The following is a 24,375-nucleotide window of genomic DNA, read 5'->3' on the forward strand; positions in this document are numbered from 1 at the left end:
ATAAGGAGATGAACTTGTGGACTGGAGTCGGGCCAAATCAATTCTGATCATTGCTTTTCTGCTGCTGAATATTGTGCTTGGCTACCAGCTTCTCAAGGGGAATGGTAGCGGGTCCGATCTCCCCGGTGATATGCTGGAGGAGACCAATAAACTCCTGCGAAGCAAGAATATTCAGCTGAATGCTGTACTTCCGACGGATACCCCCAGGCTGAGGGAGATTACGGTCACTTATAATGATCAGTTTAAAAATGAAAAAGTGATGCTGCAGCAGCCGATCCGGCTGAATGCGATCCTTTCAAAATTCGATCAGAAAGAGAGCGAGACTATAACAGAAATACCGAAGTTTGATGCTTATCAGCATGATCCGGTGAGCAGTAAAGAGGGAGTGTATGTGCTGAATCAGATGTATAATCAGCTGCCTCTCTTTGATGTGAGGCTCGAACTGGATGAGAGAGGCGGAGAGATTGTCAGCTATAAGCAGGCTTATGTAGATGTTCAACAAGGAGACAGACAAAAAGAGGAACAAAAGGTTATTCCTGCTTATGTAGCCCTCCGGACCTTGATTGAGAAATATTTGCTGGAGGGAAGTACAATCAATGATGTAAGACTGGGGTATCATGGACAGATGTTTAACTCTCAGGTACAATACATGGTTCCCTATTGGAGAGTAACGACAGGCAAAGGCTCCGTTTATTATATCCATGCTTTTAATGGTGCTGTGGATGCCGAATCGAAAGAACCGGAAAAAACAATTGGAACAAATGGGGACAAATCCGAGAGATAGTTATACGGAGGGCCTGCATTTTGAAGAAATGAGAGGAGCAGAAAGCATGTCATTTCGCTTTACCGTACTGGCCAGCGGGTCAACGGGAAATGCGGTGTTGGTAGATACAGGAGAAACCAAGCTGCTCGTTGACGCAGGGCTTAGCGCAAAGAAGCTGGAGCAGCTGATGGAGGAACGCGGAGTATCAGGACAGGAGCTGAATGCCATTTTTGTTACTCATGAGCATTCGGATCATATCAAAGGGCTTGGTGCCCTATCCCGCAAACATCAGCTGCCTATTTACGCTAATCAGAAAACGTGGGAACAGCTCGATAAATATATCGGAACTATTACCGATGAACATAAGCGTTTCATGGAAACCGGAACATCCGTTGAGTTTGAAAACATCCGGATTGAGTCTTACGGAATTTCCCATGATGCTGCTGAACCTGTTGGCTACATACTTTATCAGGGAAGCCGTAAGCTCAGCATTGCTACCGACCTTGGGTACATGAGCTCCAAAGTGAAGGATAAGATCGGAGATTCTGATGCGTTAATTCTAGAGACAAACCATGATATTGAAATGCTGCGGGTAGGACATTATCCCTGGAATATCAAACGCAGAATTTTAAGTGATATCGGGCATTTGTCAAATGAAGCTGCAGGCGAGGCCCTTTGTGATATACTTACAGAAAAAACAAAATCCGTATATATGGCCCACCTAAGCCGGGATCATAACCTGATGGATCTTGCCAGGATGACAATCCGGGCCGTAGTGCAGGACAAGGGCTTATGTCTGAAAGAGAAAAATATCCGATTGATGGATACTTATTTTGACCGTCCTACGGAATGGGATGATCTAAGTGCAGGGTAAGCTCCTTATCCAGATGTTTAGCGGTTCTAGCTAATTCATCCTGGGTAAGTATACCTTTCTCCATTAAGAGATCGATTACTGAAGAGAGCAGGAGAGCCTGCTGGTATTGTGTTTCCTTCATATCGGCCAGTTTGGCTATGATGCCGACTTCGTTCCAGGGGGAATAGGGCTTATTCATTGGACGTTTCACTCCTTAATTAAATGGTAATTTCAATAGAATCAGAAACGATTGGGACAGCTAGTACTAGTGTAGACCAGGAAGAAGATAAACATTCCTCTACTTACGGAAAGATTGAGAGAAAAATAGCAGATTAGGAAATTGAATGCGGGATGAGTCCTATGTCTTTGTTTGATGATGATTTTTTTTCCACGAAGCGGATGGAAAGAAGTTGGCTGCAGATGCAGCAAAAAGGCCAACAGCCTCCCAAGGTACGCAGCTCCCGTAACAGAAACACGCGGCTGATTCTGATCTCCGCTGCTGCCGGAGCGGCAGTTATGCTGTTACTGCTGCTGGTTTTTCGTCCGTTTGGCAATCCGGTGGCAAATCCTTCTGGGGTTTTACAAAAAGACACGCAAAGACAAATCAGTGACTCGGTTGTTCATGCTGCCGAGAAAATCAGGCCGTCCGTAGTCAGTGTTACAAGTTTAAACAAAAAAAAGAAGGATGATGTAGCTGAAGCAAGTGGAGTCGGTTCGGGCGTTGTGTTCGAACGATCCGACGATAAGGTGCATATTGTTACGAACAATCATGTTATCGAAGGCGGCAATGAGTTTGAAGTGGCCATTGAACACGGAGAAAAGAAGAAGGCCGTAGTGATAGGCAAAGACCATATTTCCGATCTGGCTGTTCTGGAGGCTGACGGGGGCGGGTTTTCAAGTATCGCGGAGTTTGGCGAATCCAATCAGGTCAAAACGGGAGAAACGGTAATTGCTGTTGGCAATCCTCTTGGCCTGGGGGAAGCTCCTTCCGTGACAAGGGGAATTATCTCTTCACCGAAACGGACCATTCCGGTCTCACTAGCCCGTGACGGTGTACCGGATTGGGAAATGGAAGTGATCCAAACGGATGCGGCCATTAATCAGGGAAACAGCGGAGGGGCGCTTGTGGACCTGGATGGCAAAGTCATCGGCATCAACAGCCTGAAAGTATCGGATACCGGTGTGGAGGGTGTTGGTTTTGCCCTTCCGATCGATGATGTGAAGCCTATTTTGAACAGTTTGCTGGATGAGGAGCATAAGGTTAAACGACCTTTTCTTGGAGTAGCAACCCAGCAGCTGCAATCGGTAAGCGGAAGCAGCGTGTTGAAGCTGCCCAAGGAAATACAGACCGGTCTGATTGTGATTGAGGCGTCCGGCCCTGCCAAAGCAGGAGGGCTGAAATCCCGGGATGTTATCGTTGAAATGGATGGCAAACGGATTAATACGACCGTTGAGATGCGCAAGTATCTGTATCTGCAAAAACATATTGGAGACCCTATGGAAGTGATGTTTTACCGGGACGGGAAAAAACAGACCACTACGGTTCAATTAAGCGAATCCGGAGAGGCCAAGTGATGTACGTAGCCAGAAAGATGCGTAAAGCAAGAAATTAGACAGGAAAGAGGTAGATCATGATCGTTGTTTGCCAGGAACACCTGGACATTGCTATTGATGAATTTCTAGATGAGTATGAAGATGCGCCCGATATTGTGGATTTGAAAACTACGCAGTTCCCGGCATGGAATCCCCCTGCACATTGTGAAATGTGTGATGGTGAGGCCCGATATCTGGTGGTATAAGCGAAACCTTTTGTGATGATAAATGCAAAAAGACTTTGTCAAAAGTCTGAAACCTCCTTGTGGAAGGGGGTTTTTTTCTTTTTTCGAATTTTTTCTAAAGGAATCTTCCAGATAATACGGAGTATAAAGCAGCCTACGCTCTTCTTATGGCTGGGGGGTATTTGTTACGGCGCCGATTCAAGAACTCCATGCTCCAATTGCAAAACTTTCTTTTACATTGGTTTTAATTTCCCTGGTTGCGCTAGTGATCACAATCGTATTCGTGTATGTATTTGCGGCACGGTTTGTCCGTCCTATTCATAAACTAAATCAAACGGTGAAAGAAGTGGCGGAAGGAGATTTGACGAAAACGACCCATGTTCAGGGGAAGAACGAAATTGTCGTACTGTCCCAAGACTTTAACTAGACAGTATTTCACTTAAAGCATTTGGTGGAAGACGTTTCGAAGTCATCCGATCGGGTACTAAAAACGACAGAAATCGTTTCTTCCGGTGTGGATAGGGCGCAAAGCAGCATTAACCGGATCGGTTCTTCCATCCGCCAGATTGCCGAAGCGCCAATTCCCACGCTTCCGGGTCCAGAAGTGGCGATATCCATGAACGATATGGCGCAAGGTATTGTGAAAATCGCCGAAACCGCGTCCATGGTTTCCGAGGTAGCCCAGGAGGCAGCCGGGCAAGAGGAAAATGGAACAACCGTCGTTGAGCAGGCTGTTAATCAGATCGGCAATATCGGTGTAGGGACGGATCGGGTAGGAACGGCGATTGAACGTTATTAGCCTTTATTAACCTTTATTAGTCCACTATTAATCTTTTTTTGATATATCTCTATTTTTGAATTGCTTAGTGCCACTATCCCATTCGTTCAGTTTTTCGAAAAATTCAAGTGCTTCAAGTGCCCCAGGTACTCAATATGTTCCATGCACTCATGCGCTTTATGGGTCTTGTCTCAATTGAGGGTTCCCTCAAAATACCGGCACTTGCCGTCCGTCAATTATGCCTGCTTAATCTTTGTGTAGCTTATTTTTAGCGGGTTCCTACTTCTGAGTGAAGGGGAGAGTGGGGACAAGGACTTCAAGAGAGGAAGAAAAATGAAAGAAGAAAAAAGAAAATGATGAGAGAAAAAAATAGAAAAAAGGAAAAGGGAAGAAGGGAAGGAAGAAGGTAAGGAAGAGGGAAGGCTGTTTGACGCAATAATGAATTGTACTATAATGAAGAGGAATATAACGCGATTTATTATCAGGATAACGTAAAATGAAGGGAAGCTTGCCATGTCCGTTACTAAGAAAGATATTGCCGATTACTTGGGCATCTCACGCACGGCTGTATCGCTCGTGCTGAACAATACGCCAAGCAGTACGATTTCGAAGGAAACCCGGGAACGCATTTTAAAAGCGGCCCAGGAGCTTGGCTATCGGGATAAGGAAGTATCCCCGCCTACACTTTGTTTTCTTTTATACAACCGGGAGACAGATGACCCGCGGTACATGGAAGATCTTCACATTGTTGAGGAGACAGCAGGTTTACACGATTATCGGCTGCTGTTCATGAATATCAAGGCGATACCGGATGATTTCCATAGGCTGAAGCAATTTTTAGGTGTCCGTGAGACGGATGGTATCCTGATTACAGGGGACATGGATGATGTTCTAATAGATATGGTCGAACAATCCGGAATTCCGAGCGTATTTTACGGTGGAAAAGAAAGGAAAGGGATAAACATCGCCATTTGGGACCACCGGAAAGCGGCACTGGAGGCGACCCGCTATCTCACAGAGCTGGGATAACGAATATTATAATATTTGATTTGAGATTTTGTAAGGGCTTCCAAGTCTTCACTTTTGAACAATCCTCTTGAATAGACTGTACCATGTTAGAGAAGGTATTGTTTCCGGTAAGATTTTTCGGACGAGGATCAAGGGGAGGGGGAACGGATAATCAAAACGAAGGTGATGGAAGATGGGAGATGAAGAAGTAGAAATGGAAGGGGAGAAAAAATTGGAGGGAAAGAAGAATAAACCTGTAAGGATAGGCATGATTGGACTAGGAATGCGGAGTTTTTTGGCCCGGTATTGGCATCAGCCGGATGGGCGCTCGGTTATCACAGGAGCGGCTGATTTACGGCCGGAGGCACTGGAGAAATTCCGGCAAGAGTTTGGTACAGACAATGATACAGATAATATGCAACTGACAACTGATTATCGGGAGCTTCTGGCAAACCCAGAAATTGATGCGGTTGCAATTACATCACCGGATTATTGCCATGAAGAGCAGGCAATCGAGGCATTGAAAGCGGGAAAGCATGTCTTCTGTGAAAAACCGCTTGCTATTACAACGGAAGGGTGCGACCGTATCCTGGAGGCATGGAAAGAATCGGGCAAGAAGCTCATGATCGGCTTCAATATGAGGTATATGAACATGTTTCGTACGATGAAGGCGATTGTAGAGTCCGGTACTATAGGGGAGATCAAAGCCGTTTGGGTACGGCACTTTGTCGGTTATGGAGGGGATTTTTATTACCATGACTGGCATGCGGAGCGGATTAAGTCGACGTCATTGCTGCTGCAGAAAGGGTCTCATGATATTGATATCATCCATTGGATTACAGGCCGCTATACGAAGCGAGTTTCCGCATTCGGCAGTCTTGATTATTTCGGCGGTGATGCCCCGAACGACCTGACCTGCCCGCAATGTGAACGGCAGCGGACATGTCCGGAAGCACAGTTTAACGAACGGACCCAATGCGCATTCCGCCAGGAAATAGATGTGGAAGATAACAACATGGTGATCATGGAATTGGAGGGCGGTATCAAAGCATCTTACTTACAATGCCACTTTACTCCAGATTATCATCGTAACTATGTATTTATCGGGACAGAAGGCCGAATGGAGAATTCGGAGCCGGACGGAAAAGTTTGGGTAAAGACCCGGAAGTCGGGTGCATGGCGTGATTTATCTGACCAAACTTATGATATTAAAACCGGGGAAGGGACTCATGGAGGGGCTGACCCGGTCATCTGCGAGGAATTTCTTGACATGATTCAGTACGGCATTGAACCGGTTGCTCACCCGCTAGCGGGCCGCATGAGCGTAGCCACCGGTTGTGCAGCGGCAGCCTCTATGCGCAGCGGAGGACAGACGGTGGCTATTCCACCATTAGCGGATGATTTGCTGGCATTCGCAGGGGGCAAAGCCTCTGCATCTTCTACTTCATAATGGTAGAGGAAATGATTGTGATGAAGGAGTAAACCGGATAAATTGGCTAAATAGTCCCATGCGGTAAGTGGGTTTTGAGAGCGTTGGCTCTCCGAACTTATCGAGACACCCAGTTCACGCAAGATTGTTCCGGACGAACGCTGGCAGGATAGGCCCAGGTCTAGGAATAATCCACTTCTGTTTTATATAGCTATTTTGTCATTATAGGGTTTCTCACCAGTCTATGGGGAGCGTAAGCTCTCCTTTTTTATTTTATATAAGGCAATTGGCAACATGTTCCACGTGTAACGTGGTAAGTGGTGGTAAGGAATTTAAAATGTGTAATGTAAGAAGAGGGAAGGATCATATTGACTGATATAGGAAAGGGAAGGCAGGGATGCAGATCGAATTTGGGATGTTAGGGTAGATTAAGATTTAGCATCTCGAACAATTAGATAAACAAGATTGTTTCGCTAACTTGAAAACTTGCATAACGTAATTCAATTGAGACAAAAAATTTAAATAAGTTGATTGGAACGTGGAATCGCAATCAACACTCTGTATGAACTAAAGCATCTCGATTGGTAACTATTACATACCTTAGGGGTTATGGAGAGCTACTTATATAGAGGAATGAAAGTGACCGAACTGATAGTAGGGGGAGGGTGCAGGTAAAGAGTTTTTATGCTATAAACCTAGAAAAGGTTGGTTGTTTCTTGCCTACACTAAAGATTGATAATATGCTCCAATTATTATTCCATAAACTAAAGTGTACGGTATGATGGACAAATATGCGAAGCGAATAAGGCGATCCAGCAATATTCCAACAAAGATCACCAACATAAGGAAGCAATTCCTGGGCATAAGCAGAAACTACAATGTCTTCCTGTTTGGAGGATGATACTATAGAAGGAGTGGACTTGTTTGCATATACAGATTGTGACAGTAGGTAAATTGAAGGAAAAATATTTGGTGCAGGGAATCACGGAATATGTAAAGCGGCTTGGCCCGTATGCCAAGGTACAGATGATAGAGGTGCCGGATGAGAAGGCACCGGAGACACTTAGCGAAACTCAAGCGCAGCAGCTCGACCAGTTGGCCATCTATGGGCGAAGCCAGGTGGCGTTTGTCATCGGCGGATCGCTCGGTCTGAGTGATAAGGTGATCCGCCGTGCGGACATGCGGCTAAGCTTCGGCCGCATGACAATGCCGCACCAGCTGATAAGGCTGGTGCTGGTGGAGCAGATTTATCGCGCGTTTAAGATAAATCGAGGAGAACCGTATCATAAATAAAGCTATTTGGGGACGGATTGGGGACCAAATTTTTCAAACTTATCTACTGCGTCTTCTGTTAATCTTTTTGTAACGTGAGAATAAATATCTGCGGTAGTTTGATAATTAGCATGTCCATGTCTTTCTTGGATAACTTTAAGGCGTACACCTTCTTCAAGTAGAAGGGTAGCAACAGTATGACGGAGATCATGAAGGCGGATATGGGGGAGGTTATTAGCTCTTATAAATTGGAGCCAACGTTGAGAAGGAACTGTTCTATAGAAAGGTTTCCCAAGTCCATTGTGGAATATAAAGGAATGTTTCCTTTCTTCCCACTTTTGCCCAGCGGTTTCTTTTTCCTCATTCCATATAATTTCAAATTTTGAAAGCTCATCGAAGTACCATTTAGGCATTCGCACTTTTCGTATAGATTGTTTTGTTTTTGGCGGTTTTATTTTTTGACCTGCTGCAATGGATTTACGAACAAAGATAGAATTGTCATCATAATCAATATCACTCCATTCTAATGCGAGTGATTCACTGCGCCTGAGACCACCTATCATATAAGAAATAAAAATAATCGCCATTTTAATGGTTCTTTTTGTAATGCTTGCAGTGTTATTTTTATTTGTTCAGAATAATAATATTTTCTTGAACGTGTTGCTCCTTTTGGGCGATCCACTCCAATCATTGGGTTTGTTTTAATGACAGACCATTGTTTAGCTTTTCCAAAAATACTTTTTAAAATTGTGTATACAAATTTTGGTGATGGCATAAAGCTTTTTTAAATTTTCGAAGAACTTAACTAAATGTAGAGTTTTTATTTCATTAATTTTCATATGTCCAAATTCAGGGATAATGATGCGTTTAAGATGGCCTTTCTTTCTCTTTTTCTATTTCCTTTATGATCGTACCCAGTTTCAATTGTAAGGCGCCAAGCGTTTTTCCCTCGTTTTTCAATAGAAGCCATTCCTCTTACTCCTCTCAGAATATATGTTCTATTTTAAAGTAATAATTTTGCACCTTTTAACATAAAGGTGCTTTTACAAACCATCTTTGATTAATAAAAAACATGAAACTCTTCTGGTATACCACAACGTAATAAGAAGCATTTTTTGTTTCTCCATATTCTGGTTTATTGTTACCAATTAATATGTATAAGGCTAACTCATTAGCCTCTCTTTCAATTTTATCAATTGAAAATAGTGTATTTCTTTTTAGAAAAGGAGTGTTTATGCCTTGGTGTAGTATATGATGGCTTAATTCGTGGACTATGGAAAAGCGAGCTCCCTTTTTTGTGTTGATGATATTAGTTATTTTGATTATAGGTGTTTTTGGCGGTAATAAGGCTAGAGAAGAAGAAAATAAAGGTAACAGTGGAATGTATGTTTGTTCTGCAACTGGGGAAATAAATAGAAAAATGTGGGATTCCGCCTTTTCTCAGGCAGTGTTCTCAGTAATAAAGCGAATAAATATATTGAAATAGCAGAAAAACAAGGAATTGATCCTGTTCTCTTTGCCGCAATTAGTTTGCATGAGTCAGCTTGGGGTAAAAGTAATGCAGTAACAACAAAGAATAATCCTGGTGGACTTATGACAGCTACTGGTCTAATGGTTTTTCCCACCTTAGATGACGGTTTAGAGGCAATGGGGTTAACTTTGCATAATAGAATTCTAATAGATGGAAAAATCACGATAGAAGATTTGGGTGCTGTTTATGCACCAATTGGTGCATCAAATGACCCTAGCGGACTTAATATGTATTGGGTCCCTACAGTCAAGGAAATTGTTGCAAAACTTGGGGGTCTTTTCTGAGGAGGATGCAAGACCGGGGGACTTGGTATTTTTCTACGGTACCTATGGTGGACCATCTCATATATCTCATGTTGGGATGTATGTGGGTAACGGAAGAATGTTTAATAGCAATGATAGTGGTGTTGAGTATAGTGACATAACAAAGGGATATTGGGCGGAACATCGTCCAACATTCGGAAGGATAGGAAGGTGATTAGGTGCTTAAAAAAATGTCTATTGTAGTGTTATCATTGTTAGTTATAGCGCTAGGCGTCTTGAACTATAAGAATTTGCAAGAAATAAGGAATTTGAAAAAAGAAAAGTCTGTGGCATCCCAAAACAACACGGTTTCCGAAAATAGCGCACATAAGTCAGAAACGATAGAAGAGCAAAAACTAGGAAAGAAGAATATAGGGGCTTTTCAGGTTAACGCTGATTTTATAGATGCTTTTTTTATGTATAAAGATACAAATGTTCGTTTGGATAAAGTAAAACCGATGCTTACAGAGGAGGGACTCTTAAAAGCATATCCTTCCGGTATTTCAGAAAAAAATAATTCTGATGTCAAGGCGGAAATATCAGGGTTGGAGGTTTATGATAAAAAGCTTGATGAAAAACACATTAGGTTTATTAATGAATTTATGCAGACGATATCATTTGGAGGGGGCAAAAAAAATACAATCAAGCGGATAGTCAAAACGGATGTTATACAGGTAGATGGAGGAGAATGGAAAGTGAATAATGTGGAGTTGGTAGATCAGTGAAATATTAGAAGCATAGTAAATGGAAATATGATACAATGGAACAAGCAATAGTGGCTTATGTGGGCGGTCGGCGTCATTCCTTCAATAGAAAGGGGTGACGCCAATGGAGACGTTTCAGGCTCTTCAATTAATGTTCCTGTTCGGAATGTTTATTCTAGCGCTTCTAACGTTTATCCAGAAATGAAATAGATCGCCCACCACGGAAAGGTTAGTGCGATCCATTTCGTATAAACCTGATAAGCCGACCGCCTATTGTGCGGCTATTGCCGACCGTAGACGTTGGAGCGTCTGCGGTCTTTTTTAGTATATGCTTCTAGTTGCATTTTAACACAGGTCTGTTTTGTTTAACAAGGTTATACGTGTTTTGACTATATTTTTTCGATCCGAAATAATCGGAATGCAAAACGAGAAAATCCTATTATATATAGCTAATCCGAACTAATCTTAACGTCGTTTTGAAGAACGTAAAAAATATGCAGAGTATAATGGATTTAATTAGAAGATTTGGGGATGAGGATTTATAGTTAAAGATTGGGTATAAAATCGATAAATGTAAAAAATGTAAAATAACATTTGCATACATGGGTTTAATTCCCTTGGAAAGAAGTTTTTTAATTATATCGTGAAGCTACTACAGTACATAAAATTGGGAAAACCTCTTTCCGAGTAAAGTTGAAAATTTTTAAATTTCGGGCTCCTGTTTTTTTACCTCTTGTATCATCTCTTTTAATTGTTCTATCAGTGGAGCAGGCACTTTCTCGGGTGAACCCCAATCAAACGGAGGCATAGGATCGTATTCCAAAATCAGCTGAACGTATTTGCTGATATCTTCCCCCGATTCCCATGCTACTAGCTGGAGGGCCATATCTATACCAGAAGAGACACCAGCTGAAGTAATGATTTTTCCTTGACGAACCACTCTTTCATTAGTTGAGATAGCACCATAGGAATGGAGTAGGTCCAAGCAACTCCAATGACTGGTTGCGTTTAATCCATTCAGCAAACCTGCGGCACCTAAAATTAAAGAACCGGTACATACTGATGTGGTCCAATTCGTTGTCTCATGTATTTGACGAATCCAATTCATTATGTCTTTGTCATTTATCGGAGACTTATAATTAGGAGGACGAGAACCGGGAACAACAAGAATATCAGCTGAATTAACTTCAGAAATACTAAAATCAGCATGCAAATAACCCATTTTAGAATCCAGTTTGATTAAACCTTTATTTTTGGCTACAAGTTTCACTTCAGCTTCCTCTACGGAAACAAATACTTCGTACGGACCAATTGCATCTAAAGCTGTCATTCCATTGTAAAGAAGTATTACAACTTTCATATTGATCTCTCCTTTGTCTTAGCACGTTTATGGTCATTTTTAGTATGACCCTTAAATGTTATTTTAATACGTGTTATTTTAAAGTTGAGTCCGTATAATTATGTAAAGCTAAATAAGCAGTTCTTGTTTTGAAGGAAGTAAAAAGGAATTGCTTCATAGAATTTGCGATTTTAACTAATCCATTAATCGTTTTATCCGATTTGTTTATATCATCTCTTATAAAGCGAATATGGTCAGGTTTATCAGCTTTATACACATATTGCTTTTGTACCATGTCTTCTTGCATCAAAGTAAATCATACAAATGAGGAGATAGCTTACGTCTCAATAATCAAGATAACAGTTATTTATTTGACCATATTTTTTTCAGAACATATCCGAACTAATCCTAACAACGTTTTGAAGAACGTAAAAAATACGAAAAAGTCGAAAATACGTGGCGGGAACGTGATTTTCCATTGTTTAGGAAAGTTGTATCAGTTGTCGTCACTATTATTAAAGTAATACATCTGAATTATGCTACGATCATTATATTTTACTAGTTTGTTTCCTGAGAATGATAAAGTACAAAGGTAGACCTGAAAAAGTAAGTCCCATACCGCATAAGGCTAGAAATGGTTGGGTAAATAGTGTATTCAACACTATAAATAGTCCCCCTAACAAAGCTAATACTGGGACAAACGGATATAATGGCACTTTGTAGATACGTACAAGTTGAGGCTCTTTCTTTCGCAGAATAATAACGGAAAGAAATGTCAATGTATAAAACATCCATATGACAAATACTAACATATCTGTTAATGTGTTAAATCCGCCTACAAGCATCATCACAACTGAAATCAATAAGATGAATAGACCACAATTATACGGAATTTTGTTTTTATTAGAAAGAGTAGCAAACCATTTGCTAAAAGGTAGTTTTTTTTCTATTGCCATGACATAAGGGATTCTCATTCCAGTCAAAATAATTCCATTAATCGTCCCAAATACAGAAATTAGGATACCTATACTAATTAATTTTCCACCCATAGCACCAAAAATTATTGTTGCTACATCTGAAGCAGGTGTCGCCGTTTCTGCAAGTGCTGTAGCAGGCATCACCATTAGGAAAGCAATATTAATTAATAAATAAACAATCATAATAATTGAAAGACCTAGAATAATTGATTTAGGTAAATCTCTCCTCGGATTTTTCATTTCTCCACCAATATTCCCAACATGAATCCATGCATCATAGGAAAACATTGTTGCTAGTAAGGCAGAGCCAAGAGCAGGTATGAAAGATTTTTCCGGCCCTGCTTCAATGGGGAAAAGTTGAAAAGATACTTGGTTATTGTTAAGCAAGCCAAATATGATAATCAGAGCTAAAGGAAGAAACTTGCTTATTGTGGAAACTATCTGGATTCCTGCGGCAGCTTTAGCACCTAAAAAATTCATAAGAGTTACAAAGGTTGCAATAATAGCAGCAACTCCTACAACTAATAATTGATTTTCGTTTGGATTTAATCCGAACAAATTAACAGCTTGAGTTCCAAAAATAATAGCAAGTGCTGCTAAAACAGCTGGTAAGTATATTATGGTTTGTGCCCAACCTAGTAGAAAGGCAGTTAAGTTACCATAAACACGCTTTAAATAGGTCATCATGCCACCTGTTTCCGGGATAGCTGCTGATAGTTCAGCAACTGTTAGGCCAGCACAAATTGTTAATAATCCACCTAATATCCAGGCAAGTAACCCCAGACTTGCTGTTCCAGTAATACCATATATTGCAGTTGGTTTAAAGAAAACACCTGCTCCAATCACAGTACCAACAACTGTAGTTAAAGCGGCAAAAAAACCAATCTCTTTTTTTAACCTTTGTTGTGTCAAAAAATTCACTCCTGATTTGTGAAATATATAACTTTGCAAAAAAAATTCTATCACATGAGAATCAGAAAGATCAATAAAGAAAAGCACGTATGATAAACATTAATAACTGTATTACTACAATCTAAGATAACAAATTTTCCAGCAAGCACACCTTTATTCTCGGTTTTCCTCTTATCGTTTTTTAGATATTGACAGATTATATAGCATTACCGTTAAGGTTTTTTAATTGGGGACGAAATGTACGAATAGGTGTAGAATTTTAAGCATAGAAGGGATAAAAGGCAGAAAAAAAACCTTAGAATATAAGGGTTTTTGAAGTGTAAAGAAATAAAGGATTTGGCTTAACCAGCTGATGAGGCTGGTGCTGGTGGAGCAGATTTATCGCGCGTTTAAGATAAATCGGGGGGAACGGTACCATAAGTGACGGCAACGATTTTGATTAAGAGCAAGAAAATAAGTTATAAGGAGAGGGAGCATATGGGGAAGAAAAAGCCAAAGAAACAAGGCAAGCAGCATCTTCGTGATACTCCTAGTATGAAAGACTTATTTACTACAGCGACAAATATGTGAATTTTAAACAGGCTGGGGCAGATGTTGATAAAGTAGAAGACGCATTATAAGACATAGAGAACATAGCAAAACAAACAAATGAACTGTTTAGTATCCCTGATGTAATTTTTTTGTTGCTGGTCATGGTAGGATAACAGTATGATGAGTTTTGAGGTGGCAAAAGAAACAGTACTAAAAGCTGAATCGGGTAATTTTCAGGATGCACAAGAGGTTCTCCTAAGATATTATGATGTTGAAACGGTGCGGTTCCAGTTAAAGCGTTCAAGTCCAATCAAAGCCTTTTTGCCAAGAATGGACCTAGCATTAAAGGAATTGATAAACTATGAAGAGAAACGCTATCATGCATGTTTTCCGGTTATACTGGCCCTAACTGACAGTCTAGTAAATGAACTTCATGAAGATCATAAAGGGATCTCTGCGGAATCAATAAAGCAGGTCATGGGATTCTATTGCTGCCCATCAGGGTCTAGGGAAGTTGGTAATAATTCTACGTAAAGGTCACCGTAAGACAACGAAAGAAAAGAAGTAGTCTTCCTTATTAGAATGGGATTTTACATGGAACAGACCTAGGCTATGATAATGAGACTGTTGTTAACAAAAACATGGGCTCTTCTCTTTGCTTTAGGTGAATGAGCAGCAAAGGTGGAACGGGGAGAATCTAAAGCTTCCGAGGAGAAGCCAGAAGGGTCCCTAATAAAAATACTTGAAAAAGTTCAAGAAACAGAACGTTTTAAAATGGAGATAGGTAGGTGGAAACTCAAGAGAGCTCAATATCTAACAATATTGAGTCGTTTATATCCCTGAACATGTTCTAAAAGAATTTCTACAGTTTAGGATGCAAAAAAATTATGGTAGGATGGCTATGATACTACCATATAATTTTTGATGCAAAAATGGCGCTATTAAGAATAAGAGAGCATTTTAAAAGTCAGGTACTAAATTTCTTATAAATTTATGTCAATTGTTGACATAGATCTCTCCAATACGACTATTGATGTACGATTGCAAGTCGAGGAATTTGGACGAAAGTTCGATAAGACGCATAAGTTTGTAATGGTATGTGAAGATGGCCAGGTGTTGCTTGGAAAAGAATCTTAAAATCACATATTAATTAGATACAATATATGGTAAAATACTAATAAGCAATAGTGGCTTATACGTGGGCGGTCGGCTAATCCCCTGGAAAGGGGGTGATGCCAATGAAACGTTTCAAGCTCTTCAATTAATGTTCCTATTCGGGATGTTTATTCTGGCGCTTCTGACGTTTATCCAAAAAAAATAGATCGCCTTCAGGTGTAAAGGATGCGATCTATTTGACGTGATCTTTCTAAGCCGACCGCCATATAGCGCGGCTATTGCGAGACCGTAGGCATTACAGCGTCTGCGGTCGTTTTTAGTATATGCTTGCTAAAGTTATTTTAACACACGTTTTAAATGAAATAAAGGTCTAATCTGGCTAATAAAGGGTTTAGATTTGACGTTATGTTTTTCCTACTGGTCCATTACTAAATCCAATTTAAACGGGAAGAATTGAGTTATTATCGAACAAAATATATGTCTTATTAAACGAAAGGTTTTTGAAAAATTAAAAGATATAGGGCTGGCGTTGCCGGATCGTTTATAGTACGTTTAAGATAATTCTGGGGAAACCGTATCATAAGTAAATGTGGTTTTTCAAACTCATCTACAAAAAGTAAGATTTTATAATAAATTTACATATAAAAGGAAGGGGATGGGTATGGTTCAAGTGGATTCCAAAGATTATCCTACGATAAGAAGTTGGGAAACAAAAGTTTCTGCTATGCCTAATATACCTAGAGGGGAAAAAGGGTTTCAGAATTCATTAAGATATATTTTAACTGCTTTGAAGAACAAAACTCCTGTTAAAACTCCAATTAGTATTGAGGGAAGTAAAAGTACTAACACATTAGAGGATTTATATATTAAATTAAGGCCTTCAGGATTTGTAAAGAAATTAATTACTGGATGGGAAATATCTGTAGATGCTGATAAATGCTTGGAGTCTGAAGATAACCTATATTTAGCTGCACTGCTTACTGCACATATCCGATATTTTTCAGAAATTCTAGCTGTGCTTAAAGAAAATACAGCGACATCAAGGGTAATTCAGGATATAGCTAGTAATCAGTACAAATTGAGTTGGAAAACTAAATCAGAAATCCATGCCAGATTAAATTGGCTAAAGGATCTAGGATTAATAAAATATGAAGATTTTTCTATGAAATATTCTATTACAGATTTAGGTAAGGAACTCTTAGAAAAGGTCGGATATTTCAAGGCAGAGGAACTTAAAAGCTATACCGATCAGACAATGGATGAAAAAGGGGTTCCTATTTCAAGTTGGGCGTTGGAAATGTGTAGGTTGGATGAGAATGATAAAAAAAATAGAAAGGCAAGCATAGGATATTACCCAGGGAGTATACAAGATATTCATAATACTGTTTTAGATTACTTATTAATGATGGACAATCCTACAGAACTTTCTACAATAGCTGAGTATTCTTCGGTAACATTCGGTATTTCCGAATCATCTACTAGAACTTTTATTTCAAGTCTTATAAATTTAGAGGTTATTGAAAGAAAAACCAGAACTTTGTTTCAAACAAGTGAATTAGGACACAAATTCCCAACAGAAAACTTCGAAATTGATTTTGCCTGCTGTATAAACAAAAAATTCGCATTTGTTTTTGAGATTTTATTGGAACTTGAAAAAGAAGAACTAAGTGCTAAACAATTAGCAGTTATAGCAAAAGTTTCTCATGGTTTTCCAAATGAAAAAACCAATGAAATACATAAGAGACTCCATATTTTAGAAAATGCTAAACTTATTCAGGAAACAGGAGTTCATTTATATGGGTTAACTAATCGAGGAAAAAATTTTTGTAAAAAATTAAAATCATGTTATCTGAATATCGAAGGAGGGAAAATTGAATCGGAAATACTTGAAGTTAAAGATAGTAATGAATCCATTACTGAACTTTTAAACGAAATTAGGATTTCATCACGCCACTCTTCTGATCCAGATCGATTTGAAGAATCTTTAGCACGATCTTTTACATTATTAGGATTCAAATCTGAATGGCTCGGGGGATCTGGAAAAACAGACATACTTATTCAAGCGCCAACTTCTCCTAAATTTGCATATACTGTAGCAGTAGATGCAAAAACAACTTATAGTGGTGGAGTAACAGAAAGTCAATTAAATTTCGATACACTAGTTGAACATAGAAAGAAACATAATGCAGATTTTTCACTTGTTGTAGGACGTGAATTTCAGGGAGAACGGGTAAATCAAAGAGCGATAAATCATGGCATAGCCTTATTAGATGTAGAACAACTAGAGTATTTAATTAAAATGCATTTAGAGGTACCACTAAAATCAGATTCTTATAGAAAGTTGTTTTCTCAAAAAGGAATTGTTGATATACAAATAATCGAAGAAGATAGAAGGAAAATCATTAGAGATGGAAACCTGCTTAAAGCAATTATGAAATGCTTATCTGAAGAAAGTGATGATCCCCTGACTGAAGGTATAATGCAACCAAAAGAAATTTATTTACTACTAAAAAATCAGAGTATCTTTAAAACTTTACCGACTATTGATGAAATAAAACAAATGTTAGAGTTTCTATCCTCACCTTTAATTGGGTGTATAGGTATTACTAAAGAAGGATACTATGCTTTAGGATCTTTAATTGATGCTGCACAAAAATTTGATTTTTATTTAAAGGCTTGTACGGAAAATTAAATTTTCATCATATAGAAAAATCCTTAACTACGAAGAAGCATCCCCAAATAACGGCTAAAAACAAATATCTCAAAAAATAGATCGCCCTTGGATATAAAGGATGCGATCTATTTGACGTTATCTTTACCGCCATTTCAAGATCCATTTCCACGACCCAGCCAGCACAGCCTAACAAACACCGTATAGAATAAAACGCCATATAGCCACCGTAACATTGGGAAAAAGTCTAATAAGTATGGTAATATCCATATAAAGGTTATGATAAAATATTGAAAAAGAAAAGTAATACGAAAATTTAGAAGGAAGGAGATCGAGGCGCCTTTTTAAGCAGCGGGGATATATTGATGGAGATTTAGGTAATGGTTGGGGTTTTAAGTGAAATGTATCTTGGTTATTCTGATGGCTGGGAAAAAATTCCGGGTTATGCTGAATTGAAAGCCAAGGCTCTTTCTGAGGATGTTCCAGATACTCAATTAAAACTATCTAGTTCTTATGTAAACAGTTTTGTTGATGGCATCGTTCAAAAAACAGAAAGTATCACATTAAAAGCTCACTCAAGGAACAAAATTTCCTTTGAGTTTACCTAAACAAGTGGCAACTGTGAATGAACTATTGGTGATAGTCAGGAAGGCTGTTCAGTAACAGTTAAGGGCGGAGAAACTTTTTATTTTACTGCTCCATTAAATTATGACAGTGACTTTAGCAGCGGCAAATTGAAAGGAAGTATAAAAGAATTTCAACCCATTTTGTATAAGATGGCTGATTCAAAATTACAAAGTATAGTAAGGAGCAGTGTAGCTGACTCTAAGGAAACGGTTCAATTTACTGCTCATTTCGAGGCTCGTGAAGGATATATTGAAGTATCCAAAAAAGGAAATAAAGCAGAATCATTATCAGGTACGGTATTTGAGGTTAAGGATGGAGACGTTACTGTAGATACGATTACTACCGGGGATGATGGTAAAGCAACAACGAAAGGTTTGCTTCCGAATAAAACTTATACAGTTGGAGAAGTTAAAGGCACCACATGGCTATACCATTAATCGTACTTCAGAAAATATTTTTGTAAATGCCGGTGAAACATCAACTGTAACGTTAACGAATGATGTAGTTTTAGGCCAAGTTACAATTTATAAGCAGGATTCCGAAACCGGAATGACTCCACAAGGGGATTGCCCAGTGCCCAAGTGGCAGGGAAAAAATGCGTCTTTTTATTTGGATATGTATGTTTCCCTTTTATAAAAAAAGACTTGGTAAGAAAATAAGAATTATATGTAAACCACATAACAATATATGGTAAAATACTAATAAGCAATAGTGGCTTATACGTGGGCGGTCGGGCTAATCCCCCGGAAAGGGGGTGATGCCAATGGAAACGTTCCAAGCACTGCAATTAATGTTCCTATTCGGGATGTTTATTCTGGCGCTTTTGACGTTCATCCAAAAAAAATAGATCGCCCTCGGTCAAAGGTTGCGATCTATTTTTGGTAGTAACCTCATAAGCCAACCGCCAACATATAGCACGGCTATTGCCAGACCGTGGACGTTCGCAGCGTCTGCGGTCGTTTTTAGTATATGCTTGTTACCGCTATTTTAACACACGTTTTAAATGAAATAAAGTCCGGCTCAAATAGGGATTGGTTGGCGTTATGGGCCTAACGGTCCGTTACAATATAAATGCATATAAAACGGCTAAAACGGCGGCAATATTCTTTATAGCCAGTATGGTAGAGCGGAAACTCAACGCTAATCTTCACCACATCGTCTTCTAAAGATGCATATGTGCTGCAGCCCGGCTGGCGGAGAATACTCTTTCTTTCCTTTAAATCCGACTAAATACCCCCGTCCCTACCGATGTACAAGATGTCACTATCCAACGAAATGATCTCGCCGCTGCCGGAATCAAAACCCGGAGCGGTTTTTTTGATTAAGTACACACCAGCGGTCTTTATACAACCGAACAACAAAGGATTAAAATCAAATAAAAACACCTAACTTAGCGATTTAATCGAGTCATATAGGCGTTCTTATAATTAACCATTGTGATTGTGAATGATGGTCCTGGTTTGAACTTTGTCTGTTATATATGGCCCTTTCTTCAAATCTGGCTTTTGTTTTGATTACAGGATTGAACCCCGGGATGAACAAGGGTCAAGCAGGGGACGATCTTTCATTTTCTTTACAGGAGGGTTCCTCTCTGGTAAAATAACCACATCCAATTGTTAACCTAATAACATTTTTATTTGGTTAACAATTGATTTGTTTATGGATGGTGATTATTTTGACAACGGATTACGAAAGGCTTGCTGCTATAAATAAGAATTACCTATGGCATCCTTTTACCCAAATGAAAGATTACAATAACTCTGACCCTCTCATTATTGAACGCGGCGAAGGTATCATCCTGTATGACGTCAATGGTCACGCTTATTATGACGGTTTCTCATCAGTTTGGCTTAACGTACATGGACATAACGTGCCGGAGCTAAATCAGGCCATCACGGAACAGCTAAGTCGTGTTGCCCACTCCACCCTTCTTGGAATGGCCAATGTACCTGCAATCGAGCTTGCGGAAAAGTTGGTAGGGATCAATCCTAAAGGATTAAACAAAGTGTTTTACTCAGATTCAGGAGCAACTGGTGTCGAGATAGCAATCAAAATGGCGTTTCAATACTGGCATAACCAAGGGATACGGGGGAAAACAACGTTTATCACGATGAATCAAGCGTACCACGGAGATACAATTGGCGCAGTAAGTGTCGGTGCAATTCCTCTATTTCATGACGTGTTCCGTCCCATGTTATTTCCTTCACATGTCATTCCGTATCCCTACGCTTATCGCCATGAGGGCGGCGGAAAGAAGGCATTGGAAGATACACTAACCGCACTGCGTAATTTACTTGAGACACGCGCTGATGAGATTGCAGCTCTTATTGTGGAGCCGATTGTACAAGGGGCCGGTGGCATCATTGTTATGCCGCCGGGCTGTTTAGACGAGATTGCAAAACTATGCCGCAAGTATGGCATTCTGCTTATCGCTGACGAAGTCGCGACTGGTTTTGGTCGGACGGGAGCTATGTTCGCTTGTGATCTCGAAGACGTTTCACCCGATTTGATGGTTATTGGGAAAGGGCTGACCGGGGGGTACTTGCCTGTGGCTGCAACGCTTGCAACAGATAAGGTGTACAACGCGTTTATTGCCAATTATCAGGAGCAGAAGACTTTTTTCCATGGTCATTCCTTCACAGGCAACCCGCTTGGTTGTGCCGTTGCTTTGGCAAGCTTGAAGCTGTTTGAAGAGCGGCGCATGGTTGAAGGAGTACAAAAGAAGGCGTCATTTGTCGAGCATAAGTTAGAGGCACTTAAGAATCGCCCGCATGTCGGTGAAGTCCGGCAAAAAGGACTGATGATCGGGATTGAGCTCGTACGAGATAAGGTTTCGCGCGAGCCGTACGATTGGGGAGAACGAATCGGCGTACGTACGAGCCTGCGGGCCAGAGAACTCGGAATGCTAACGAGGCCGCTCGGTAATGTGATCGTCTTCATCCCTCCGCTTTCCAGCACAGAAGCTGACCTGGATATCATGATACAAATTTTGGAGAAATCAATAGTCGACGTCACCGAAGGAGCTTCAATTTCATGAATAAAGTAAATCCCGAAGTAATACGCGGTTTATTTGTGACAGGTACGGACACTGACGTAGGGAAAACGGTTGTGACGATGGCCATTACCGCTATGCTTCGTGCCGATGGGCTAAATGTCGGTGTCTGGAAGCCGGTTCAATCCGGCGCACCCCTTGGGAGCGGAATCACCGATGCTGAACGGCTGCTGCAAAGTACGGGAATCGATGAACCACCCGAGATGGTGGCACCATTCACATTTGAAGCTCCGCTTACTCCGATGTTAGCCGCCAAGCAGGCTGGAGTAACCCTCACACTAAAGGAACTCGTCGCTGCTGGTGTACCTCTCATTAAACGTTACGAAGCCCTGGTCATCGAAGGCGCAGGCGGAGTTGCTGTTCCGATAACCAATGACGCACTAGTGGCGGACTTGATTGCAGAGCTTCGGGTACCTGCTCTGATTGTAGCCCGTTCTGGCCTCGGTACCATTAACCACACGCTTTTGACTGTGTCATGGCTAAGGCATTACAAAATTCCCATTGTAGGGGTGATAATGAACGACGGTGAATTAACGGATCTGCCCGAGGATTCGAGCATTGCTACCAATGCGGAACTTATCGAATATTACAGTGGTCTAAAGGTCCTTGGCTGATTTCCTCACTTAAACGCCGAAACAACTTCAGAAACGTTGATACATACTGTACGAAAAACAATACAATTTAGTCCTATCAGACAGGCATTTATAACTTAACCTATGAAAGAATAATGAAGATAAAAACAATTCCAGCCGAAAAAAAGGTAATTGTTTACCCAAAAAGAGCTAATATTAATGGAGTTATTAATCATGTATTGGATTGAAAAAGAACTTGGTTTATTGGCTGACGCTTCATTAGAGCGTTCCTTATGTGAAAACAGCCTGGTACCTAAATCTCCTGGCTTTACGTTGCGTGGAGGACGTATGCTTCTTAACATGTCCTCTAATGATTACCTTGGACTTTCTCAACACCCTGCCATTATCAAAGCGATGCACGAAGCGCTGCTCACGGAAGGAGCGGGCTCCGGTGCTTCACGCCTTGTGACAGGCAACCGACCGTCTTATGGCCGTCTTGAAGAAGCGCTCGCTGACTGGCAGAAGTGTGAGGCAGCGCTTGTTTTGGCAAATGGCTATATGGCTAATTCGGGTGTTATTGGTACACTAGTGGGCCGAGGTGATGTTGTTTTCAGTGATCAGTTAAATCATGCAAGCATTGTGGATGGCATTGTATTAAACCGTGCGGAGCATGCTCGATACCGTCATAATGATATGGATCATTTGCGTACGTTATTGGAAAAGTACCGGGATAAAAGGCGAAAGTTGATCGTTACAGACGCTTTCTTTTCAATGGATGGAGACCTGGCGCCCTTGCGTGAGCTTGTTACGCTCAAACATGAATACGGAGCGATGCTTATGGTGGACGAGGCACACAGCGGGGGGATTTACGGGGTGCACGGCGAGGGGTTATGCCATGAGCTCCGACTGCAAGATGATGTGGATATCCATATGGGTACGTTTAGCAAAAATTCTTCGATCCAACCTTCCGTAGCTTTGAGATCCGGGTCCAGGCGGATGATATAGGCATCTTTTCTCACAAAACGCAGGGCTTCCCGCAAGGCACTGGCCGGACTTATACGATTTCTTGAGAAAATCGCCTTTACGCCCGGCCTGTTTCTTATCCGCCGTCTTATATAGGTGGTGCACCTTGTGAGCGATCCGTTCTCAAACAGAAGGATTCCGTAAGGCACATGTACCGTTTTTTCGATAGAGCGGATACATTTTAGAGCAGCCTTGCCGTTCTTATGTGTCACAATGACAAACTGGATCGGAATATGAAAATGCCCGTTTCGGATGTTTCGTCTCATTTTTGCATCATGGGAGATGCGGCCTGCCAGTTTGATTTGCTGCTGCATAATTAAATGTGTCGTTTGCTTGGAGTGAATGCGGTATTTGTATAAATAGTAAGGCACATGAACAAAGGCCGTACGGGGATAACGGAAAGCAGCCCGGAGCACGAGATCGTAATCCTGTGCACTGTCGTAATCGGGATTGAAAACCCCTATTTTCCGGAAAACATCTCGGCTGATCATTTTAAAGTGCGATGCATACATATTGGCATCAAGCTGTTCTGTAAACAGATCGTGTAGAGGGTTATGCTCGCACCCTACCCGCTTTATCTCGCACGAATGCTCATCAATGTGTATTCGGTTGGAGAATGAATATTTCGTCTCCTCGGTCCAATGAACCAATGACAGCTCAACCGCAAACGGTTCAAGTAAGTCGTCACAATCAAGAAATGCAATAATGTCCCCCGTAGCGTGGAAGATAGCGATATTCTGTGTCCGGGAAATCCCTTGATTTTGATTGTTCCGATACAAACGGACATTCGGATATGCGCTGAATTTGTCCAGTATCGGCTGTACGGCGGGGTCGGTGGAGCAATCGTCCACCATGACGATCTCAATATTGGCATAGGTTTGGCAGATGGCGGAACGAATAGATTGTTCCAGAAACGGCGCATTGTTATATACCGGAATAATAATGGAAACTTTCGGTTTGGAGATTCGGTAATCCATTTTTTCATCTCCTTTAAGAACGAATCAAGTGGCAGACTTTTGCTCTATTACAGTAAATGCATGATAGAGCCGACAGGAAACGGTATCCGTGGACTAGACCACTTACTAACGCAAGATTAGTGAAATTGTCCCTATCCATTCGCCGTGTATGTGCATTTAC

General features: G+C 40.8%; 28 protein-coding genes and 4 pseudogenes. 25 read left to right on the forward strand and 7 right to left on the reverse strand.

From position 1 onward, the window contains the following. Positions 1 to 16 precede the first annotated feature (16 nt). Together yycI and BXP28_RS16940 are read left to right on the forward strand one after the other, a co-directional pair. Positions 17 to 784, forward strand: a complete 768-nt coding sequence (gene yycI, locus BXP28_RS16935; RefSeq protein WP_023482383.1) for a two-component system regulatory protein YycI — start codon at positions 17 to 19, stop codon at positions 782 to 784. Positions 785 to 830: 46 nt separating this feature from the next. Next, positions 831 to 1,637, forward strand: coding sequence for an MBL fold metallo-hydrolase (locus BXP28_RS16940; RefSeq protein ID WP_036655649.1), 807 nt, complete (start codon positions 831 to 833; stop codon positions 1,635 to 1,637). On the opposite strand, the gene BXP28_RS16945 is transcribed toward BXP28_RS16940, so the two are convergent. After that, positions 1,606 to 1,815: a hypothetical protein gene (locus tag BXP28_RS16945; protein WP_024092949.1), complete on the reverse strand. Its 210-nt coding sequence runs from the start codon at positions 1,813 to 1,815 to the stop codon at positions 1,606 to 1,608. The two genes, BXP28_RS16940 and BXP28_RS16945, sit on opposite strands and share 32 nt — an antisense overlap. 161 nt (positions 1,816 to 1,976) lie before the next feature. Between BXP28_RS16945 and BXP28_RS16950 the strand changes: the two genes are divergently transcribed. The 7 genes from BXP28_RS16950 to BXP28_RS16975 all read left to right on the forward strand — a co-directional run bounded on the left by BXP28_RS16950 (position 1,977) and on the right by BXP28_RS16975 (position 7,902). Further along, complete coding sequence (locus BXP28_RS16950; RefSeq protein ID WP_023482381.1) at positions 1,977 to 3,191, forward strand: S1C family serine protease; 1,215 nt, start codon at positions 1,977 to 1,979, stop codon at positions 3,189 to 3,191. A gap of 56 nt (positions 3,192 to 3,247) precedes the next feature. After that, on the forward strand, positions 3,248 to 3,415 hold the full coding sequence (locus BXP28_RS16955; protein WP_024092951.1) for a CxxH/CxxC protein: 168 nt from the start codon (positions 3,248 to 3,250) through the stop codon (positions 3,413 to 3,415). 244 nt (positions 3,416 to 3,659) lie between these two features. Next, on the forward strand, positions 3,660 to 3,821 hold the full coding sequence (locus BXP28_RS24500; protein ID WP_230460789.1) for a HAMP domain-containing protein: 162 nt from the start codon (positions 3,660 to 3,662) through the stop codon (positions 3,819 to 3,821). A gap of 24 nt (positions 3,822 to 3,845) precedes the next feature. Further along, complete coding sequence (locus BXP28_RS24505; protein WP_023482380.1) at positions 3,846 to 4,193, forward strand: hypothetical protein; 348 nt, start codon at positions 3,846 to 3,848, stop codon at positions 4,191 to 4,193. A 492-nt stretch (positions 4,194 to 4,685) separates the two neighbouring features. Then, positions 4,686 to 5,201: a LacI family DNA-binding transcriptional regulator gene (locus tag BXP28_RS23355; protein WP_023482379.1), complete on the forward strand. Its 516-nt coding sequence runs from the start codon at positions 4,686 to 4,688 to the stop codon at positions 5,199 to 5,201. 172 nt (positions 5,202 to 5,373) lie between these two features. Continuing rightward, complete coding sequence (locus tag BXP28_RS16970; RefSeq protein ID WP_023482378.1) at positions 5,374 to 6,630, forward strand: Gfo/Idh/MocA family protein; 1,257 nt, start codon at positions 5,374 to 5,376, stop codon at positions 6,628 to 6,630. A gap of 903 nt (positions 6,631 to 7,533) precedes the next feature. Further along, positions 7,534 to 7,902 (forward strand): 23S rRNA (pseudouridine(1915)-N(3))-methyltransferase RlmH, encoded by a 369-nt coding sequence (locus BXP28_RS16975; RefSeq protein WP_036655646.1) that lies wholly within the window; start codon positions 7,534 to 7,536, stop codon positions 7,900 to 7,902. Between the two features lie 2 nt (positions 7,903 to 7,904). Here BXP28_RS16975 and BXP28_RS16980 read toward each other — a convergent pair whose 3' ends face one another. The 3 genes from BXP28_RS16980 to BXP28_RS25255 form a co-directional block, all read right to left on the reverse strand. Beyond that, entirely contained in the window at positions 7,905 to 8,468 is a 564-nt protein-coding gene (locus BXP28_RS16980; protein ID WP_023482376.1) for a site-specific integrase, read from the reverse strand. A 132-nt stretch (positions 8,469 to 8,600) separates the two neighbouring features. After that, complete coding sequence (locus BXP28_RS25250) at positions 8,601 to 8,744, reverse strand: tyrosine-type recombinase/integrase (RefSeq protein ID WP_077585141.1); 144 nt, start codon at positions 8,742 to 8,744, stop codon at positions 8,601 to 8,603. A gap of 163 nt (positions 8,745 to 8,907) precedes the next feature. Further along, the gene (locus BXP28_RS25255; protein ID WP_077585271.1) at positions 8,908 to 9,303 is read right to left on the reverse strand and encodes an ImmA/IrrE family metallo-endopeptidase; all 396 of its coding nucleotides are present in this window, start codon (positions 9,301 to 9,303) and stop codon (positions 8,908 to 8,910) included. Between BXP28_RS25255 and BXP28_RS16995 the strand changes: the two genes are divergently transcribed. From BXP28_RS16995 to BXP28_RS24515, 4 genes and pseudogenes are all read left to right on the forward strand, one after another. Continuing rightward, complete coding sequence (locus tag BXP28_RS16995; RefSeq protein ID WP_023482375.1) at positions 9,304 to 9,696, forward strand: glucosaminidase domain-containing protein; 393 nt, start codon at positions 9,304 to 9,306, stop codon at positions 9,694 to 9,696. It begins immediately after the preceding gene. After that, positions 9,692 to 9,889 (forward strand): annotated as a pseudogene (locus BXP28_RS17000) (NlpC/P60 family protein); the annotation flags it as partial. The gene BXP28_RS16995 and the pseudogene BXP28_RS17000, both read left to right, overlap by 5 nt. Positions 9,890 to 9,893: 4 nt before the next feature. After that, entirely contained in the window at positions 9,894 to 10,439 is a 546-nt protein-coding gene (locus BXP28_RS17005) for a YddI family membrane protein (protein WP_023482374.1), read from the forward strand. 130 nt (positions 10,440 to 10,569) lie between these two features. Beyond that, positions 10,570 to 10,623 (forward strand): putative holin-like toxin, encoded by a 54-nt coding sequence (locus tag BXP28_RS24515; RefSeq protein WP_230460824.1) that lies wholly within the window; start codon positions 10,570 to 10,572, stop codon positions 10,621 to 10,623. Positions 10,624 to 11,121: 498 nt separating this feature from the next. On the opposite strand, the gene BXP28_RS17010 is transcribed toward BXP28_RS24515, so the two are convergent. Together BXP28_RS17010 and BXP28_RS17020 are read right to left on the reverse strand one after the other, a co-directional pair. Beyond that, positions 11,122 to 11,778: a DJ-1/PfpI family protein gene (locus tag BXP28_RS17010; protein WP_023482373.1), complete on the reverse strand. Its 657-nt coding sequence runs from the start codon at positions 11,776 to 11,778 to the stop codon at positions 11,122 to 11,124. A gap of 527 nt (positions 11,779 to 12,305) precedes the next feature. Then, positions 12,306 to 13,646: an APC family permease gene (locus tag BXP28_RS17020; RefSeq protein ID WP_040930320.1), complete on the reverse strand. Its 1,341-nt coding sequence runs from the start codon at positions 13,644 to 13,646 to the stop codon at positions 12,306 to 12,308. Positions 13,647 to 13,989: 343 nt separating this feature from the next. Here BXP28_RS17020 and BXP28_RS17025 point away from each other — a divergent pair. From BXP28_RS17025 to BXP28_RS24525, 12 genes and pseudogenes are all read left to right on the forward strand, one after another. Then, positions 13,990 to 14,070, forward strand: a pseudogene (locus BXP28_RS17025) (23S rRNA (pseudouridine(1915)-N(3))-methyltransferase RlmH); the annotation flags it as partial. Beyond that, on the forward strand, positions 14,067 to 14,216 hold the full coding sequence (locus BXP28_RS22910) for a hypothetical protein (protein ID WP_155116213.1): 150 nt from the start codon (positions 14,067 to 14,069) through the stop codon (positions 14,214 to 14,216). The pseudogene BXP28_RS17025 and the gene BXP28_RS22910, both read left to right, overlap by 4 nt. Positions 14,217 to 14,357: 141 nt before the next feature. Beyond that, positions 14,358 to 14,711, forward strand: coding sequence for a hypothetical protein (locus BXP28_RS17030; RefSeq protein ID WP_051427957.1), 354 nt, complete (start codon positions 14,358 to 14,360; stop codon positions 14,709 to 14,711). Positions 14,712 to 15,441: 730 nt separating this feature from the next. Further along, the gene (locus BXP28_RS24520) at positions 15,442 to 15,498 is read left to right on the forward strand and encodes a putative holin-like toxin (protein WP_235430632.1); all 57 of its coding nucleotides are present in this window, start codon (positions 15,442 to 15,444) and stop codon (positions 15,496 to 15,498) included. A gap of 456 nt (positions 15,499 to 15,954) precedes the next feature. Next, positions 15,955 to 17,985 carry a hypothetical protein gene (locus BXP28_RS17035; protein WP_040930318.1) on the forward strand — a complete coding sequence of 677 codons (2,031 nt, stop codon included), beginning with the start codon at positions 15,955 to 15,957 and terminating at the stop codon, positions 17,983 to 17,985. Positions 17,986 to 18,344: 359 nt separating this feature from the next. Then, positions 18,345 to 18,572: a hypothetical protein gene (locus tag BXP28_RS17040; RefSeq protein WP_036655640.1), complete on the forward strand. Its 228-nt coding sequence runs from the start codon at positions 18,345 to 18,347 to the stop codon at positions 18,570 to 18,572. Positions 18,573 to 18,596: 24 nt separating this feature from the next. After that, positions 18,597 to 18,659: pseudogene (locus BXP28_RS25785) on the forward strand (hypothetical protein); the annotation flags it as partial. Positions 18,660 to 18,698: 39 nt separating this feature from the next. Further along, positions 18,699 to 19,028, forward strand: a complete 330-nt coding sequence (locus BXP28_RS17045) for a SpaA isopeptide-forming pilin-related protein (RefSeq protein WP_023482369.1) — start codon at positions 18,699 to 18,701, stop codon at positions 19,026 to 19,028. A 353-nt stretch (positions 19,029 to 19,381) separates the two neighbouring features. Beyond that, on the forward strand, positions 19,382 to 19,438 hold the full coding sequence (locus tag BXP28_RS17050; protein WP_235430632.1) for a putative holin-like toxin: 57 nt from the start codon (positions 19,382 to 19,384) through the stop codon (positions 19,436 to 19,438). An 816-nt stretch (positions 19,439 to 20,254) separates the two neighbouring features. Continuing rightward, a complete protein-coding gene (bioA, locus tag BXP28_RS17055; protein WP_023482368.1) occupies positions 20,255 to 21,628 on the forward strand; it encodes an adenosylmethionine--8-amino-7-oxononanoate transaminase in 1,374 nt (457 codons plus the stop codon). Further along, positions 21,625 to 22,257: a dethiobiotin synthase gene (gene bioD, locus BXP28_RS17060; RefSeq protein ID WP_023482367.1), complete on the forward strand. Its 633-nt coding sequence runs from the start codon at positions 21,625 to 21,627 to the stop codon at positions 22,255 to 22,257. Before bioA ends, bioD begins: the two co-directional genes overlap by 4 nt. A gap of 192 nt (positions 22,258 to 22,449) precedes the next feature. Then, positions 22,450 to 23,220: an aminotransferase class I/II-fold pyridoxal phosphate-dependent enzyme gene (locus tag BXP28_RS24525; RefSeq protein WP_077585144.1), complete on the forward strand. Its 771-nt coding sequence runs from the start codon at positions 22,450 to 22,452 to the stop codon at positions 23,218 to 23,220. On the opposite strand, the pseudogene BXP28_RS17070 reads toward BXP28_RS24525, so the two are convergent. Next, positions 23,220 to 24,215, reverse strand: a pseudogene (locus BXP28_RS17070) (glycosyltransferase); the annotation flags it as partial. The gene BXP28_RS24525 and the pseudogene BXP28_RS17070 overlap by 1 nt on opposite strands. Positions 24,216 to 24,375 lie beyond the last annotated feature (160 nt).

Origin of the sequence: Paenibacillus larvae subsp. larvae, assembly GCF_002003265.1 — a bacterium.
GTDB classification, from domain to species: domain Bacteria; phylum Bacillota; class Bacilli; order Paenibacillales; family NBRC-103111; genus Paenibacillus_H; species Paenibacillus_H larvae.

Coding starts and splice junctions, on each gene's coding strand:
- BXP28_RS16940 (WP_036655649.1), top strand. CDS start 831: ATGTCATTTCGCTTTACCGTACTGGCCAGCGGGTCAACGGGAAATGCG.
- BXP28_RS16945 (WP_024092949.1), bottom strand. CDS start 1,815: ATGAATAAGCCCTATTCCCCCTGGAACGAAGTCGGCATCATAGCCAAA.
- BXP28_RS16950 (WP_023482381.1), top strand. CDS start 1,977: ATGTCTTTGTTTGATGATGATTTTTTTTCCACGAAGCGGATGGAAAGA.
- BXP28_RS16955 (WP_024092951.1), top strand. CDS start 3,248: ATGATCGTTGTTTGCCAGGAACACCTGGACATTGCTATTGATGAATTT.
- BXP28_RS23355 (WP_023482379.1), top strand. CDS start 4,686: ATGTCCGTTACTAAGAAAGATATTGCCGATTACTTGGGCATCTCACGC.
- BXP28_RS16970 (WP_023482378.1), top strand. CDS start 5,374: ATGGGAGATGAAGAAGTAGAAATGGAAGGGGAGAAAAAATTGGAGGGA.
- BXP28_RS16980 (WP_023482376.1), bottom strand. CDS start 8,468: ATGGCGATTATTTTTATTTCTTATATGATAGGTGGTCTCAGGCGCAGT.
- BXP28_RS17010 (WP_023482373.1), bottom strand. CDS start 11,778: ATGAAAGTTGTAATACTTCTTTACAATGGAATGACAGCTTTAGATGCA.
- BXP28_RS17030 (WP_051427957.1), top strand. CDS start 14,358: ATGAGTTTTGAGGTGGCAAAAGAAACAGTACTAAAAGCTGAATCGGGT.
- BXP28_RS17035 (WP_040930318.1), top strand. CDS start 15,955: ATGGTTCAAGTGGATTCCAAAGATTATCCTACGATAAGAAGTTGGGAA.
- BXP28_RS17040 (WP_036655640.1), top strand. CDS start 18,345: ATGGTTGGGGTTTTAAGTGAAATGTATCTTGGTTATTCTGATGGCTGG.
- bioA (WP_023482368.1), top strand. CDS start 20,255: ATGGTGATTATTTTGACAACGGATTACGAAAGGCTTGCTGCTATAAAT.
- bioD (WP_023482367.1), top strand. CDS start 21,625: ATGAATAAAGTAAATCCCGAAGTAATACGCGGTTTATTTGTGACAGGT.
- BXP28_RS24525 (WP_077585144.1), top strand. CDS start 22,450: ATGTATTGGATTGAAAAAGAACTTGGTTTATTGGCTGACGCTTCATTA.